The sequence below is a fragment of the Pseudomonas sp. JAI111 genome, assembly GCF_024809425.1.
In the GTDB taxonomy this organism is placed as follows: Bacteria; Pseudomonadota; Gammaproteobacteria; order Pseudomonadales; family Pseudomonadaceae; genus Aquipseudomonas.
Map to the genome: position 1 here is coordinate 15,683 of NZ_JANUCB010000016.1, position 15,289 is coordinate 30,971.

Sequence of the window (15,289 nt, forward strand, 5' to 3'; positions counted from 1 at the left end):
GCCGTTACTTATCCGAGCAAAGGTCATGAAAAAAAACCACCAATGGAACCTGTCTTACTTCGCGATCACCTTTATCGTGCTCAGCCTCTTTCAATTTCTGTTCATAGAACGGCATGTCGTTCAGAGCATTCCCTACAGTCAGTTCCAGCAACTGCTCAGCGAGCACAAGGTCAGTGATTTGCGGATCGAGAAGGACCAGATCAGCGGAAAGCTGCTGGAACCCATCGACGGCCGCAACCTGTTTTCGACGGTTCGGGTCGATCCAACGCTGGCCAGCGACCTTGGTCAATCAGGTGTGGAGTTTACCGGGGTCAGTGAAAACACCTTGCTCAACGGTCTGATCGGGTGGCTGCTGCCGTTTATCCTGATCATGGTGATCTGGCATTTTCTGTTTCGCGGGATGGCAGAAAAACAAGGCCTCGGCGGCCTGATGAGTATTGGCAAGTCACGCGCCAAAGTGTTCGTCGAGCGTGACACCGGGGTGACCTTCGCCGATGTCGCTGGCATCGATGAAGCCAAGGTTGAATTGGTCGAGATTGTCTCGTTCCTCAAGGACAAGACCCGATACGCCCGGCTCGGGGCGCACATTCCCAAGGGCACGCTGCTGGTCGGCCCGCCGGGGACCGGCAAGACGCTGGTGGCCAAAGCCATCGCCGGTGAAGCCGGTGTGCCATTTTTCTCGATATCAGGGTCTGAGTTTGTCGAAATGTTCGTCGGCGTGGGCGCTGCCCGGGTACACGACTTGTTTGACCAGGCGCGCCAGGCGGCACCTTGCATCATCTTCATTGACGAACTCGATGCATTGGGAAAAATGCGCGGCGTCGGCGCATTTGGCGGCAACGACGAAAAAGAGCAAACCCTCAACCAGTTACTGGCAGAGCTGGACGGATTTGATCCCCGGGAAGGTGTCGTGCTGTTGGCCGCGACCAATCGGCCAGAGATTCTCGATCCGGCACTGCTTCGCGCCGGGCGGATCGACCGGCAGATCCTGATCGATCGCCCCGACCGCAAAGGCCGACAGGCGATTCTCAACGTCCATCTGAAGAAAATCGTCATAAAGCCGGGCCTCGACGCCGAACAGGTCGCTGACATCACTACCGGTTTTACCGGCGCCGACCTGGCCAACCTGGTCAACGAAGCGGCCATCGTCGCCACCCGTCGCGGCGCCGAAGCGGTCAGCCTCGATGACTTCACCCGGGCCGTGGAACGCATCGTCGCCGGGGTTGAGCGCAAGAGCAGCTTGTTGCACGCCGACGAACGCCAAGTGGTGGCGTACCACGAAATGGGGCACGCCCTGGCCGCCAGCAGCCTGCCGGCCATGGACCCGGTGCACAAAGTCTCCATCGTGCCCCGCGCCATTGGCTCGCTGGGGTATACGTTGCAGCGCCCCACCGAAGACCACTTCCTCATCAGCTATCAAATGCTCAAGGACCGGATTGTCGTCCTGATGGCCGGACGCGCCGCCGAGTTCCTTACCTATGGCCAGATTTCCACCGGGGCGGCTGATGACCTGGCCCACGCGACGGATATTGCCCGCCAATTGATCACCCGTTTTGGCATGAGCCCTGAACTTGGACAGGCGGTTCTGGAGCGGCAAAACGCGACGTATCTGGGCGAACGGATGCAAGGCGTCGGCGAAAAAGACTATTCGGAACAAACCGCCAGGGAAGTTGACCTGGGGATTCGCGCCCTGCTCGATGAAGCGTACGAGCGCGCAAAAGCCTTGCTCGACAGTCGTCGGGCTGACCTGGACGCCGGAGCACGTCTTTTGCTGGAGAAAGAAACCCTGACACCTGAAGAATTCCCACCGCTCAAGCCCATCGAGCCCATCCCGATAGCCCCCCGACTGCCCGCCCCTCCACCTCAGGTCGGCTGATTATTGGCGGCGCTTGCCGAGGTCCATTGCCAGTTCAGCACCTCGGGCATGTCCTGCCCGTGCTCGATCAGGTAGAGCTTGTGCCGCTCAAGCGTTGACCAATAGCGCGACCGGGCCACGTGCAACTGATCGTGCAGCCGGGGGACCCGTTCGAAGACGTCCAGGGCCAACTGATAACGGTCCAGGTTATTCATCACGGCCATGTCGAAGGGTGTCGTGGTCGCGCCCTCGTCCTTGAACCCACGGACATGGAAATTCTCGTGATTGGTGCGTTTGTACAGCAGCCGATGAATCAGCGCGGGGTAACCGTGGAAGGCGAAGATCACCGGTTTGTCGACGGTGAACAGCTCGTCGAACGTACTGTCGGGCAAGCCATGGGGATGCTGGTATGAGGGCTGCAACACCATCAGGTCCACGACATTGACCACCCTCACCCGCAAGTCCGGCACGTACTCGCGCAACAGGGTCACGGCAGCCAGGGTTTCCAGGGTCGGCACGTCACCGGCGCAGGCCATGACCACGTCCGGGTCTTGATCATCCTTGCACGCCCAATCCCAACGGCCGATACCCGCCTGGCAATGAAGGACGGCTGCATCGATATCCAGCCATTGCCACTCCGGCTGTTTGCCCGCCACGATCACGTTGATGTAATCGCGACTTTTCAAGCAGTGGTCAGCCACCGATAACAGGCAATTGGCATCGGGCGGCAGGTAGATCCGCACCACGTCCGATTTTTTATTGGCCACCAGATCGATGAAGCCCGGGTCCTGATGGGAAAAGCCGTTATGGTCCTGACGCCAGACGTGCGACGTCAGCAAATAATTGAGCGAAGCAATCGGTTTGCGCCAAGGCACCTCGGCGGCGGTTTTCAGCCATTTCGCATGCTGGTTGACCATCGAATCGACGATATGGATGAAGGCCTCGTAGCAGGACAACACACCATGGCGACCGGTCAGCAAATAGCCCTCGAGCCAACCCTCGCAAACCTGTTCACTGAGAATTTCCATCACCCGGCCATCGGGTGCCAGATTGAGGTCGTCCGGTTCTCGCGGCTCCATCCACGCCTTGGCGCTGACCTCATAGACGGCGTCCAGTCGGTTCGAGGCGGTTTCATCCGGGCCAAACAGGCGAAAGTTGCTGGAGGCCAGGTTGTGTTTCATCACATCGCGCAAAAACGTGCCCATGACCCGCGTGGCCTCCGCGCGCAGGCTGCCGGGAGCTTTGAACCGCACGGCATAGTCACTGAAACGTGGCAGATCCAGCGCTCGCAACAACCCGCCGCCATTGGCGTGGGGGTTGGCACTCATGCGCCGGTGACCGGTCGGCGCCAGCGCCGCGATGTCGGGCAGCAACGTACCGTTGGCATCAAACAGTTCATCGGGACGGTAGCTTTTGAGCCACTCTTCGAGTTGGCGCAGGTGCACCGGTTGCTGGAAATCGGCCAGCGGCACCTGATGTGCGCGCCAGGTGCCCTCGACTCGATGGCCATCGACGAACTTCGGCCCGGTCCAGCCTTTGGGTGTGCGCAAGACCAGCATCGGCCACAGCGGCCGTTCCGGCGGTGCCGAACGCCCGGAGCGGCGCGCCTCGAGTTGAATATCACGGATCTTCAGCACCAAGGTGTCCAGTGTCTGTGCCAGGGCCAGATGCACCTGCACCGGGTCGTCACCTTCCACAAAATAGGGGTCGTAGCCATAGCCATACAGCAAGGCTGATAGTTCATCCTCGCTGATCCTGGACAGCACCGTGGGGTTGGCGATTTTGTAGCCGTTGAGGTGCAGGATCGGCAACACCGCGCCGTCACGCGCCGGATTGAGGAACTTGTTGGAATGCCAACTGGCCGCCAGCGTGCCGGTTTCGGCTTCACCGTCGCCGATCACGCAGGCGACGATCAGGTCCGGATTATCAAATGCAGCGCCATAGGCGTGGGCCAGGCTGTAACCCAACTCGCCACCTTCATGGATCGACCCCGGAACCTGCGCCGAGACGTGACTGGAGATCCCGTACGGCCAGGAAAACTGCCGAAAAAGACGAACCAGGCCATTGGTATTACGTTCCACCGAGGGATAAAACTCGGTATAGGTGCCTTCCAGATACGTCTGCGCCACCACTGCCGGCCCGCCATGACCGGGACCGGCGATAAACAGCATGTTCAGGTTGTACAGATTTATCAGGCGATTGAGGTGCGTATAGATCAGGTTCAGCCCCGGCGTGGTCCCCCAGTGCCCCAGCAACCGTGGTTTCAGGTGCGCCAGGGTGAGCGGCTCCTTCAGCAGCGGATTGTCCTTGAGGTAGATCTGCCCGACGGCCAGATAATTGGACGCCCTCCAATAGGCATCCAGTCCTTCCAGTTGCTCGGCATTCAGAAAATCGCTCATTGCAGTGCTCCGCCAGCTGTCGGTCCAATGATCGGCATGGGTTGATTCTGCAAGTCTTGAACCGAGGAGACTTGATTTACCTCAATTATCAAGACGGCGATTCAAGATCGTTTCACTGGGTCTTGGCCCCAAGCGTCGCCAGGTAATGCGCTACAAATTGAGCGTCTGCATCGGACAGGGAATGATTCTCCCGCTTTATTTGAGCGCCACGGGGACGCTGGTCTGTCTGCCCAAGCACTTTCATCTGGCTGACCACATAGTCTGCGTGTTGACCCGCCAAGCGGGGCACCGCGCCTTTGCCCTCCCCGCCAGCACCATGGCAAGCGCTGCACCGAGCCACGCCGGACTCGGGAATGCCATTGCGAAAAATCGATTCGCCGCGGGCGTCCGACGCACCGACATCCGCTTTCATGGGGCTCTGACTCGAAAAATAGTCTGCCAATTCCTCAATCTGGGTCTCGGTCAAATGGGTCAGCCCGCTCATGTACTGAGCCCCGGTTTTATCGCTGCGCGTATGCAGTTTGAAGTCGCTCAATTGCAACTTCAGGTACTCCTTCTGCTGACCGGCCAACTTGGGAAACAGCGGCGACACGGACTCTCCCGTCAGGCCATGACACAACGAGCACACTTGATCGGCCATGGCGAGACCGGGCATGGGCGACACCTCTTGGGAGGTGTCCTCTTTGGTACTCGTGCAGCTCATGAGCGCAACGGCGCAGAGCGCGACAACACGATGCAACCGGTTGAAAGTACGCTTGTTGCCACAGGTTTCCATGGTCGACGCCCCTCGATTCAACTATCGACAGACACGCCCGTCACTGTCATTGCGAATCTCCCAAGAGGCGCGCGGGTGACACCTCTGAATTGAGCTTAGCCAGACCTCGCCCCTCTACAGGTCACGGGCAACGAGCCGCTCAGCCTGATTCGCAATAATGCCCATCGCTTGTACTCATATCCGGCTCGTGAAGACCTGGCTTGTACACTTTCTCCCGAGGCATTGCAGCCTTTGTTGATCAAACTCAATCATTCGCCTGAATCAGCGTGTAGGAATGATCGAACGTCGACCAGGCGCCACACGGGGCGGAGCGTGAACACCGCGTCGAGCGCCTGCGAATTGAGTTCTGGTGGTTGCGCGCCTGATGGAAAACAAGCGCAATGCCGGTGGCAGTTACCTACCCATGGGAGGGCCGTCATGCCTACACCCACTCAAGACTCGCTGGACACATTCCATGGTTCACCTCGGCCCATCGACGAGGCCGCCATCGCGCCGATCCTGCGCCGATACGCGGAACCCTTGCCGACGCTGACCTCGGCGACGTTTGGTGAGATGTTCGATCGTTACGCGGATGCGCGCGTGGTGCTGATCGGTGAGGCCAGCCATGGCACCAGCGAGTTCTATAAAACCCGCGCAGCGATTACCCAAAGGCTGATTGAACACCACGGGTTCACTGTGCTGGCGATGGAAGCCGATTGGCCGGACGCGTGCCATGTCGACCAGTACGTCCGGGGACTCGCCCGTTCGGCGTGGAAACGCCACATCTTCAGCCGATTTCCGACCTGGATGTGGCGCAATACCGAAGTGAGGGCCTTCGTCCACTGGCTGCATGACTTCAATCACCAGCACGCCCCTGAACGTCGTGTCGAATTCCGCGGTCTCGACGTTTACAGTCTGCGCAACTCCATCCATGACGTGCTGAGCTACCTGGACCATGTCGATCCGCGGTTGGCCCAGGAAGCGCGCCAGCGCTACGGCTGTCTGACGCCGTGGCAGGACGATCCGGCGCTTTACGGACACTTCGTCGAACGCGCCGGCCTCATGCCCTGCGAGCAACCGGTGGTCGAGCAACTCAACGCCATGCTGGCCGAACAATTGGCCGGACTTGTCCGCAATGACGAAGCGTTCTTCAATGCGGCGCAAAACGCCCGGGTGGTGCAGGCGGCGGAACAGTATTACCGCGCGATTTATCGCGGCTCGACCGCCTCCTGGAACCTGCGGGACCGGCATATGTTCGACACGCTACAGGCGCTGCTCAAGCACCGGGGGCCTCAGGCCAAAGCCGTGGTCTGGGCGCACAACTCCCATATCGGCAACGCGGCCGCCACGGAAATGGGTTGGAAGGGGCAGTTCAACATTGGACATCTATGCCGCAGCGCCTTCGGGCGCGATGCCGTGCTGATTGGCATGAGCACCGACCGCGGCCAGGTGGCGGCTGCCGATGACTGGGACGGCGCCATGCTCATCAAGGACATCAGGCCCTCGCACCCGGACAGTTGGGAACATCAGTTTTTCAAGGCCGGCGTACCGGCGTCCTTGACCGATTGGCGAGATCCGCGCCGCAAAGAATTGCGCCAGGCCTTGACCGGACCGTTGCTGGAGCGGGCCATCGGGGTGATTTATCGCCCGGAAACCGAGCGCCGCAGCCATTACTTCGAGGCCTCGCTGGCCGAGCAGTTTGACGCGATGATCTGGATTGAACAGACCCGCCCCGTGAGCGCATTGGCGCTGCCGAAAAGCCAGGCCATCGAACCGGAAGACGAAACCTTTCCGTTTGGTGTGTGAGGCGCGTCATTCAGGTCCAGCTGTCGAGGTTGAAGTTCAAACATCGACACTGCCCTCAGTTGCACCGCCAGCAGCAGCTTCTCGTTGCCAGGCGCGCTGCAGCAACTCAATGACCTGCGCATCCGAGGTCTGGGAAAAATTCAAATACCAATAACCGATCGAGACCATCCACTCAGGCACGAGCGGGCAGATCACTTCATCGACTTCGATGAGCAATGTCTCCATCGTTTCGAGCGGCGCAACCGGCACGGCGACAACGATGCGAGCAGGTGCTTGTTTTCTCACTGCCTGTATCGCAGCCATCATCGAGGCCCCTGTCGCCAGCCCGTCATCGATCAGAATCACCACCCGGTCCTTGATCTGCACCGGTGGGCGATTGCCCCGGTACAGCTGTTCACGACGCAGCAACTCGCGTGTTTCTCGTGCGACCACCGCGTCGAAACTGGCTCGATCAATGGGATGGGCGCGCAGAGCATCTTCGTTGAGTATTTGAATGCCACCGCTGGCAATGGCGCCCATGGCGTACTCCTCATGAGACGGAACGCCCAGCTTGCGGACCAGCATCAGGTCCAGGTGAACATTAAGCGCCGTGGCCACTTCATAGGCCACCGGGACGCCGCCACGCGGCAAGGCGAGGACGATGACATCCGGTCGATTTGCGTACTTGAGCAACGGTTCTACCAGACCTCGACCTGCCGCGGCCCGATCCTTCAAGGTCGTTTGCAATGAGGGACTCTGAGTCATGAAAACCTCCCGAGCGATGACGCCTGCCGTTGTTTACCCAGGGCTTTGCCCGCGCTAGACCGCCAGAACGTTGCAAGCCACCTGGTACAGAATATGTTCAGTGGTGCTGCCCAGAAGTTTCTCCAGGCCGTGATACTGAGCCCTGCCCATCACGATCACATCCACCTCCTGTTCGCTGGCAAACTCACTCAGCGCCGAGACGGGTTGTCCCAGAATGAAATGGTGACGATCGGCGGGCACACCGTAGCGATGGGCCAATTCGAGAAACGCTTGTTCATCGTTTCTACGCAAATCCTCGGTCAGGTCAGACAGCGCCAGCCCGCCCATGTCCGTCATGTACACCGAGGAAATATCACAGGCATACAGCAGATGCAGTTCGGCCCCGCACTGCAACGCCAGGCTGGTGGCCTGTTGAATGATCCGCTCGTTCAGCTCGTTGTTGGCAGGCGCCGTATCGGACGCGTCGACGGCCGCCACGACCTTGCGCGGCAAGGCGTGAGCGCCCCCGCCCACCAGGTACACCGGCACGGGGCAATGTCGCAATAAACGCCAATCGAGCGGGGTGAAAAAAACACGTTTGAGCGCTGATTCGTGTTGGGTTTCTTTGATCACCAAATCAGGTTGCATTTCCGTAACGTGATCAAGGATGTCCTGCTGCAAGTCATCGGCCCAGCTCACCTCCATGGTGACCTCGATACCGCGACCACGGAGGCTCTTTGCCTGGTTTTTCAGCCATTCCGTATGGTCCTGCAGGTAGCTTTTCCGGGCCTTTTCCCGCACGCCTTCTTCAAGCAGTGACAGTATCTCTACCGGCTTGGCCAACGCCGCAATATGCAAGCTCGCACCGCTGGCCTTGGCCACGGCGGCAGCATGGTTGATCGCCGGGGAATGGCGCTGGGCCGGGTTGATGATCAGTAACAAGCGTTGATATTGGCTCATGATCTGACTCCACACAGAGGGGGTTCGTCGTCCACCACAGGCCCTTTGCCGAGGCTGACGCCGACGCCTGCGCCGGATCAGCACCAGCGTTGATTAAGCGTCCTCCGTTGAGGATTCTCCGGCGTTGACTTATGTCAAATCTGCGCCCGCTAGACTGCCAATACACTGCACGGCACCTGATACAGGATGTGTTCAGTGGTACTGCCCACCTGCTTTTCCAGACCCTGATACTGAACTCTGCCCATCACGATCACATCCATCTGATGCGTATCGACGAACTCGCTCAGCGCCGAGACCGGATGCCCCACAACGAAATGCCGACGATCAGCGGGCACGCTGTGCCGACTGGCCAACTGGATGAACGATTTTTCCAGCTCGTTGCGCAGCTTCCTCGTCAACTTCGACAGTGCCAACCCTGCATCCAATTCCTCCAGAACAACTTCCGACACCTCACAGGCGCACAGCAGATGTAATTCGGCATCGCACTGTATGGCCAGGCCGATGGCCTGCTCGATAATGCGATCATTCAGTTCGCTGTTCGTCGACTCGCCTGCCGCAGCGTCGACCGCCGCCACGACCTTGCGCGGCAAGGCGTGACGAGCCTCTCCGACCAGATAAACCGGCACAGGGCAATGGCGCAACAAGCGCCAGTCGAGAGGCGTGAAGAACGCACGCTTGAGCGCCGATTCATGCTGAACTTCCTTGATCAGCAGGTCGGGCCGCAGTAGCGCCACGTGATCAAGAATGTCTTGCTCCATATCATCAGCCCAGGCCACCTGCGTGGTGACGCTGATCCCTTGGCCATGCAGATATTTCGCCTGCTCCCGCAGCCAGTCTCGGTGATCCTGCAGATAACGCTCCCGCGCGGTTGCCCTGTCCCTCTCCTCCAGCAGCGACAACAGTTTCAGTGGCGCAATCAACGCCGCAATATGCAAACGTGCAGCGCTGGCCCGGGCCAACGCTGCGGCCTGGTCGATTGCCGGGGAGTGGCGCAGGGCGAGATGGGTAATGAGTAACAACTGTTGATACTGGCTCATGAGCTCACCCCTGTTTCATTCAGGGAACGGTGGCTGGACCGGCGATTCCTTTTCCGGAATGTCGGTCAGGGTTGCCTCGGTCAGCAGCAAGATGCTGGCGACTGAAACGGCATTTTCCAGGGCAATGCGCACCACTTTGGTCGGATCGATAATGCCGGCGTCATACATGTCCACGTAACAGTTGGCGGACGCGTCGAAACCGACGTTGCCGGGTTCGGCGAGCATGCGTGCAACCACCACGCCGGCGTCCACCGCGGAGTTTTCCGCGATGAGTCTGGCCGGGGCTTCCAGCGCCCGGCGCAGGATCTGCAGACCGGTCCTGGCATCGCCCTCATAAAGGGCCTCTTCGGCCGCGATAATCGGGACAGCCTTGAGTAGCGCAAGCCCACCCCCCGGAACAATGCCTTCGGCGATTGCCGCCCGGGTCGCCGAGATGGCGTCATCCAGCGCATCCTTGCGTGCTTTCATCTCGGCTTCGGAAGGCGCCCCGACCCGGATCACCGCAACACCGCCAGAAAGCCTGGCCAGTCGTTCCTGGAGTTTTTCCCGGTCGTAATCGCTGGTGGTGCTGTCCATTTGCGCATGAATCTGCTGCAGACGCGCCTCAATGGCCTCACGTGTGCCCGCCCCGCCTATCAATGCCGTGCTGTCTTTTTGCACCACCACGCGATGCGCCCGTCCCAGCTGGCTCAGTTCTACCTGTTCCAGGGGGATGCCCAGGTCGTTGGAAATCACCGTCGCCCCTGTCAGAACCGCCATGTCGTGGAGCATCTCCTTGCGCCGATCGCCAAAGCCTGGTGCCTTGATGGCCACCGCCCGCAATACGCCGCGTATCTGGTTGACGACCAACGTGGTCAACGCCTCACCTTCAATGTCGTCCGCGATCAACACCAGGGGTTGACCGCTTTTGGCAACGAGTTCAAGCAAGGGAAGCAAGTCTTTGAGTGCGCCGATCTTATGGTCACAGAGCAGCAAATACGCGTCATCGAGTTCAACCTGCATTTTCTCGGCGTCGGTAACGAAATACGGCGAGACATAGCCCCGGTCAAAGCGCATCCCTTCCATGACCTCGACCACGGTTTCGGTCGTCTTCGATTCCTCTACGCTGACGACACCTTCTACGCCGACCTTCTCCAATGCATCCGCCACCAATTGACCGATGACCGTGTCGTTGTGCGCCGACAGCGCGGCGACCTGGGCTTTTTCCTTGGGTGTGCTGACGGGTCGCGACTGGGCGGCAAGTGATTCCACGACCAGCGACAAGCCGCGATCCAGGCCACGCTTGAGGTCGATCGCACTGGCACCCGCGACAACGTTACGAATGCCATCGGCCAGGATGGCATGGGCCAGTACTGTTGAGGTGCTGGTGCCATCCCCTACGGCATCGCCTGTGCGTTCGGCGGCCTGGCGCAGCATTTGCGCGCCCAGGTTTTCCTCGGGGTCTTGCAGGTCAACGCGTTTGGCAATCGTCACGCCGTCATTGGAGACCGTCGGATTGCCCCATTTACTTTGAATCAACACCGATTTTGATTTCGGGCCCAGCGTCACACGCACGGCGTCCGCCAACTGCGTGGCGCCACTGAGGATTTTCTCGCGAGCTGTCGCACGAAACACGATTTTACTGTGAGCCATCGGGGTGCACTCCTCGCCATTTGTATAACAACTGCATGCTGGAATGCTTCTATGGAATGGCCGGCTCCACGTTGACTTTTATCAACAAAATTACAGGGTCCCCCGACCCTTCGGCCGCCTGTAGCCTCAGGAAGACCGACTGTCAGCTCGCGCCTCGGAATTGACAAAAATCAATCCCAACGCCAAGAAACCGGGCCCCAATAAAGTCATGAAATCCACGGTGAAAATCCGAGTGTCGGTCGCTGCTGAACGTGGATTATTTTCATCTCAACGGGCGAGGAAAAACACGATGGACAAGTATCAACAGAGCCAGAAAGACAAGCTGTTCAAAACCTCCACCCATGACCCCTATTGCTTGCAGCGAGTTGAAGGCTCAGCCGTTTGTGCGCAGTGTGGCGCGGTGTATCAAGCCGGGAACTGGACCTGGAATCGTCCCGAAAACACCGTGGTGCATGACGCGAAAGAAACCACCTGCCCAGCCTGCCGACGCATCGCGGACAACATGCCAGCGGGCACCCTCACGCTGTCGGGGAGCTTCTCGCAAAAGCATCGAAATGAAATCATCCACCTGGTGGAACACACCGAGAAAACTGAAAAAGCCGAGCATGCCCTGGAGCGCATCATCAAGCTGACCGACTCCGGGGATGACCTGATCGTGACCACGACCGGCATCCATCTCGCGAATCGCTTGGGCCATGCGCTGGAAGGTGCTTTCAAAGGCAAATCCGATTACCGGTACAGCGAGGATCAGTACGGGGTGAGCATCCACTGGACACGTGACGAATAGGTGCTTTCAGAAAGAGTACGACCATGACCAACAATCATTCAGCCATACAGCACGCTGCCAACTTCGAATCGAACGACAGTATCGCCGCGCTGTTTTTTGAAGCCGACCAACTGAACGATCAAGCCTACGCATTGTTGAACGAGCCCATTTCGGCGCCGACCATGCATAAGTTTTCCGAAGCGAAAAAACGCGCCGATGAAAAATACCGGCAAGCCTGGCAGGAATGGATGCGGTTCAGGGACAAGGCCAATCGATGACAGCGCCAGGCATAACCCAGGGTCGGCCAACACGTGCGTAAAGCATGACGACGGGATAAGGGGTGACGCTCCATCAGCAATCGAGGGAAGGATTCGACATCAGTGAAATGCAGCGCGATACCAACGACCGTCGCACACATCGCCGCCCCCAGCAGCCAAGTCAACCACGCCGGCCAGCACTGACCTTTGTCCCCCAAGGCACTCAACGTTTGCCCTGTTTCTGATCTAAATCAAACGGCTCCTGGACATTCTCGCCGACAGTAAAGTCAGCAGCCGCACCCTGACATTCGAGGGATGCAGAAACTCAGGGCCAACCGCTCCATGCCCCCGACACGGGAGTGTCATCTATCGGGGCGGCGGTAGTCTTCGTCGGCTGGAGGCTGTGGACCGGGCCACTGATCTTGTAAGGCCAGGACCTGCTTTTTATTCTTTCAGGGTGGAGTGCAGCAAAATGTTCGCCGTCCGCCCTCAATCCAAGAGGAGGAGTAAACATGAGCAATTCCGTGAAAAAAATGCCGATAACGACTGAAGACAAAGCCAGTCAGCACCCTATGACGACAGCAGACCTTTGGCGACCTCTGGAAAAACTCCGGCAACAGGTCGATCAACTGTTCTCGGACTTTGGTCGCGGCCGGGGACTTTCCCCCTTCAGTCGTGGGCTGTTCGATGTCGAGCCATTCTGGCCACTGGAGCTGACCGGCCAAAGTCTGCCTGCGGTGGACATCACCGAGAAAGACAAAAGCTACGAGATCTCAGCCGAACTGCCCGGCATGGACCAAAAAAACATCGAGATCAAACTGTCCAACGGCAGCCTGATCATCAAAGGGGAGAAGAAAGAGGATAAGGAAGAAAAAAGGAAGGGTTATCACCTTAGCGAGCGTCACTATGGCTCGTTCGAACGGGTGTTCAACCTGCCCAAAGGCGTCGATCCCGAGAAGATCGAAGCGAGCTTCAGCAAAGGCGTGCTGCACGTCTCGTTGCCAAAAAAACCTGAGGCCATGAAAGCCGACAAGGTTGTGCCGATCAAAGGCGAGTGAAACCCTGCAAGTCCAGCCCCTGCCGGGAAACCGGCGGGGGCTTTTTTTATCAGCTTGATGGCGTAGCAGGCGGATCGATGACGCGATGTTCTCTCACTGAAGCCAGGGCAACGGCTTGACGATGGTCAAACTGCAGGGCGCGCGGTTCAACACACTCTCGGCGGTACTGCCGATGAACCGGTCAATCCCGCGTTGGTAGACCGCGCCCATCACCACCATGTCGAAGGCATTGCGTTGCGCGAAATGTGTAATCACCTTGTGAGGAATACCTCTGAGCTGATGTCGACGTTTTTGTTCGATACCGTAGCGCTCGGCCAGCACCTCGAAGGCTTCTGTCTGGGCATCGGTGACGGCGTCGCCCAGACTGGCTTTCAGGCTCTGTGTCGGCACGCTCTGGGTAGCGTCGCCCATCACCGACCAGTTGCTGACGTTGAGCAGGTGCAAGGACGCATCGCAGGAGGCTGCGAATGTCGAGGCCAGGTCGAGAATCCGGTCATTGAGCCCATGCGTGAGGTCTTCCAGGTGTGAAAGATCGATGGCCGCGAGGATCTTCGACGGCTTGGGATTCCTGGGGTCAGTCACCAGATGCAAATGAGCCGGGCAGTCACGCAGCAACAGCCAGTCCAGAGGTCGATGGAAGGCGCGATCGAGGGCCGGAATCTGCTGGGTGTCCTTGATCACCAAATCCGCATGGAAGTCATTCACGTACTCAAGCACATGCGCCAGATTCGACTTGGCCCACACCACTTCAGTGGTCACTTGCACCCCGGTGCATCGCTGAAACCGGGCTTGCTGCTCCAACCAGTGGCGATGCACCTGCAAATAGCCCTCCCGGGCCTGGGCCATTGCGTCGTGATCGAACAACCCGGCCAGCGCCAGTGTCTGCACGTAGTCGAACGCGACGATGTGCAACAAAGCCCCGGAGGCGCAGGCCAGTGCGCGCGCCCGGTCGAACGCCGGGGTGCGGTTCATTTCGGAGGGGGCGATCAACAGGATCCGCTTGAGTTTCAGCATGACCTACCTCGTCCTCGGAATACCTTGCCTGCCTTGCCGCCAATCCTTTGTTGGCGGATGTCCTGCAAACCGGTTCCTTTATTTTCGAGTCGACTTTTCCGCCATCCGACTGGCACGAACATTGGCTTCATCGGCAGTGCGTTGCGCCTGGCTGGCCGCTTGCGCCGCCTGTTGCGCCTTCACCATCGCCTCATCGGCGCGATGTCCTGCCGTCGCGGCGTTGCTTTCAGCGGATTCGAGCCGCGCCTCGAATTCCTGAGTTTGCCGGTGACTGCAACCGGCAGTCGCAGCTAACAGGATGCTCAGTAATGCAAAGGACAAGCGCTTGTTCATGACGGTGCTCCCTGGATTTAATGCGACTCGAAAGCTTTTGTTCAAGTATCTGGCGTTATCCCCTGAGGGCTCTGATTTTTGTCAACAAACTCTCAGAGACTTTGTTCCTGCGACGCCCGCTCATGGAAGCCTTGTTGATGTAGCTCAATGACTTTCAGCCGCCCTGGGGTAGAAATGGACACGTCCACCGCCGATGCTGATGAAGCTCGCCCCGATACCGCTGGAGGCTCACCATGCTGGCAGTCACGCTGATCAACACGCTAGTGGTCGTCATCGTCGTGGTGAACCATTACGAATGCCTTTTACGGCTGAACGACTGGCTGCCGCGGCTCAAGATCTGGAGCCGCTTTCGGATTGTCGCCGGGGTCTTCGGTGCCCTGCTTGCCCACGCGATAGAAGTCTGGTGCTTCGCGCTGGCCTATTACCTGATGGCACGTTCCGGCGAATGGGGAACCCTGATCGGCAATTTCGATGGCTCGTTCATGGACTGCGTGTACTTTTCCTTCACCACCTACACGACCATCGGCTTCGGCGATATTTCACCGGTGGGCAACCTCAAATACCTGACCGGCCTGGAAGCCCTGACGGGGCTGGTATTGATTACCTGGACGGCTTCGTTTCTGTTTCTCGAAATGCAGAAATACTGGAAGCGCAAATAACCGCCCCCGCGCACCCGGGCCCTTCTTCGACGCCTT

Annotated in this window: 14 protein-coding genes; 6 read left to right on the top strand and 8 right to left on the bottom strand. The window is 58.8% G+C overall.

The annotated features are described in order from the left end of the window. Nucleotides 1-25 precede the first annotated feature (25 nt). A complete protein-coding gene (gene ftsH / locus HNR03_RS30625; RefSeq protein ID WP_259158037.1) occupies nucleotides 26-1,876 on the top strand; it encodes an ATP-dependent zinc metalloprotease FtsH in 1,851 nt (616 codons plus the stop codon). On the opposite strand, the gene HNR03_RS30630 is transcribed toward ftsH, so the two are convergent. After that, the gene (locus HNR03_RS30630; protein WP_259158038.1) at nucleotides 1,864-4,254 is read right to left on the bottom strand and encodes a phosphoketolase; all 2,391 of its coding nucleotides are present in this window, start codon (nucleotides 4,252-4,254) and stop codon (nucleotides 1,864-1,866) included. The two genes, ftsH and HNR03_RS30630, sit on opposite strands and share 13 nt — an antisense overlap. A gap of 112 nt (nucleotides 4,255-4,366) precedes the next feature. Next, nucleotides 4,367-4,909, bottom strand: coding sequence for a c-type cytochrome (locus HNR03_RS30635; RefSeq protein WP_259158039.1), 543 nt, complete (start codon nucleotides 4,907-4,909; stop codon nucleotides 4,367-4,369). 537 nt (nucleotides 4,910-5,446) lie between these two features. Here HNR03_RS30635 and HNR03_RS30640 point away from each other — a divergent pair. Beyond that, nucleotides 5,447-6,814, top strand: a complete 1,368-nt coding sequence (locus HNR03_RS30640; protein WP_259158041.1) for an erythromycin esterase family protein — start codon at nucleotides 5,447-5,449, stop codon at nucleotides 6,812-6,814. 36 nt (nucleotides 6,815-6,850) lie between these two features. Here the strand turns inward: HNR03_RS30640 and HNR03_RS30645 are convergent, their stop codons facing one another. The 4 genes from HNR03_RS30645 to groL form a co-directional block, all read right to left on the bottom strand. Then, entirely contained in the window at nucleotides 6,851-7,558 is a 708-nt protein-coding gene (locus HNR03_RS30645; protein ID WP_259158043.1) for a phosphoribosyltransferase, read from the bottom strand. 54 nt (nucleotides 7,559-7,612) lie between these two features. Beyond that, complete coding sequence (locus HNR03_RS30650; RefSeq protein WP_222587430.1) at nucleotides 7,613-8,497, bottom strand: universal stress protein; 885 nt, start codon at nucleotides 8,495-8,497, stop codon at nucleotides 7,613-7,615. Nucleotides 8,498-8,646: 149 nt separating this feature from the next. Beyond that, entirely contained in the window at nucleotides 8,647-9,534 is an 888-nt protein-coding gene (locus tag HNR03_RS30655) for a universal stress protein (RefSeq protein ID WP_259158045.1), read from the bottom strand. Between the two features lie 15 nt (nucleotides 9,535-9,549). After that, on the bottom strand, nucleotides 9,550-11,166 hold the full coding sequence (gene groL / locus HNR03_RS30660; RefSeq protein WP_259158046.1) for a chaperonin GroEL: 1,617 nt from the start codon (nucleotides 11,164-11,166) through the stop codon (nucleotides 9,550-9,552). Nucleotides 11,167-11,455: 289 nt separating this feature from the next. Between groL and HNR03_RS30665 the strand changes: the two genes are divergently transcribed. From HNR03_RS30665 to HNR03_RS30675, 3 genes are all read left to right on the top strand, one after another. Then, nucleotides 11,456-11,953: a BCAM0308 family protein gene (locus HNR03_RS30665; protein ID WP_259158048.1), complete on the top strand. Its 498-nt coding sequence runs from the start codon at nucleotides 11,456-11,458 to the stop codon at nucleotides 11,951-11,953. A gap of 23 nt (nucleotides 11,954-11,976) precedes the next feature. Continuing rightward, nucleotides 11,977-12,210: a hypothetical protein gene (locus tag HNR03_RS30670; RefSeq protein ID WP_222587434.1), complete on the top strand. Its 234-nt coding sequence runs from the start codon at nucleotides 11,977-11,979 to the stop codon at nucleotides 12,208-12,210. A gap of 491 nt (nucleotides 12,211-12,701) precedes the next feature. Beyond that, complete coding sequence (locus tag HNR03_RS30675) at nucleotides 12,702-13,247, top strand: Hsp20/alpha crystallin family protein (protein ID WP_259158051.1); 546 nt, start codon at nucleotides 12,702-12,704, stop codon at nucleotides 13,245-13,247. A 93-nt stretch (nucleotides 13,248-13,340) separates the two neighbouring features. Here the strand turns inward: HNR03_RS30675 and HNR03_RS30680 are convergent, their stop codons facing one another. After that, nucleotides 13,341-14,261, bottom strand: a complete 921-nt coding sequence (locus HNR03_RS30680) for a universal stress protein (protein WP_259158053.1) — start codon at nucleotides 14,259-14,261, stop codon at nucleotides 13,341-13,343. 78 nt (nucleotides 14,262-14,339) lie between these two features. After that, the gene (locus HNR03_RS30685) at nucleotides 14,340-14,594 is read right to left on the bottom strand and encodes an Lpp/OprI family alanine-zipper lipoprotein (RefSeq protein WP_222587437.1); all 255 of its coding nucleotides are present in this window, start codon (nucleotides 14,592-14,594) and stop codon (nucleotides 14,340-14,342) included. Between the two features lie 233 nt (nucleotides 14,595-14,827). Here HNR03_RS30685 and HNR03_RS30690 point away from each other — a divergent pair, with 233 nt between their 5' ends. Further along, a complete protein-coding gene (locus HNR03_RS30690; protein WP_222587438.1) occupies nucleotides 14,828-15,253 on the top strand; it encodes a potassium channel family protein in 426 nt (141 codons plus the stop codon). Nucleotides 15,254-15,289: the final 36 nt, after the last annotated feature.

Coding starts and splice junctions, on each gene's coding strand:
- HNR03_RS30650 (WP_222587430.1), bottom strand. CDS start 8,497: ATGAGCCAATATCAACGCTTGTTACTGATCATCAACCCGGCCCAGCGC.
- HNR03_RS30665 (WP_259158048.1), top strand. CDS start 11,456: ATGGACAAGTATCAACAGAGCCAGAAAGACAAGCTGTTCAAAACCTCC.
- HNR03_RS30670 (WP_222587434.1), top strand. CDS start 11,977: ATGACCAACAATCATTCAGCCATACAGCACGCTGCCAACTTCGAATCG.
- HNR03_RS30635 (WP_259158039.1), bottom strand. CDS start 4,909: ATGCCCGGTCTCGCCATGGCCGATCAAGTGTGCTCGTTGTGTCATGGC.
- HNR03_RS30645 (WP_259158043.1), bottom strand. CDS start 7,558: ATGACTCAGAGTCCCTCATTGCAAACGACCTTGAAGGATCGGGCCGCG.
- HNR03_RS30640 (WP_259158041.1), top strand. CDS start 5,447: ATGCCTACACCCACTCAAGACTCGCTGGACACATTCCATGGTTCACCT.
- HNR03_RS30680 (WP_259158053.1), bottom strand. CDS start 14,261: ATGCTGAAACTCAAGCGGATCCTGTTGATCGCCCCCTCCGAAATGAAC.
- groL (WP_259158046.1), bottom strand. CDS start 11,166: ATGGCTCACAGTAAAATCGTGTTTCGTGCGACAGCTCGCGAGAAAATC.
- HNR03_RS30690 (WP_222587438.1), top strand. CDS start 14,828: ATGCTGGCAGTCACGCTGATCAACACGCTAGTGGTCGTCATCGTCGTG.
- ftsH (WP_259158037.1), top strand. CDS start 26: ATGAAAAAAAACCACCAATGGAACCTGTCTTACTTCGCGATCACCTTT.
- HNR03_RS30685 (WP_222587437.1), bottom strand. CDS start 14,594: ATGAACAAGCGCTTGTCCTTTGCATTACTGAGCATCCTGTTAGCTGCG.
- HNR03_RS30675 (WP_259158051.1), top strand. CDS start 12,702: ATGAGCAATTCCGTGAAAAAAATGCCGATAACGACTGAAGACAAAGCC.
- HNR03_RS30655 (WP_259158045.1), bottom strand. CDS start 9,534: ATGAGCCAGTATCAACAGTTGTTACTCATTACCCATCTCGCCCTGCGC.
- HNR03_RS30630 (WP_259158038.1), bottom strand. CDS start 4,254: ATGAGCGATTTTCTGAATGCCGAGCAACTGGAAGGACTGGATGCCTAT.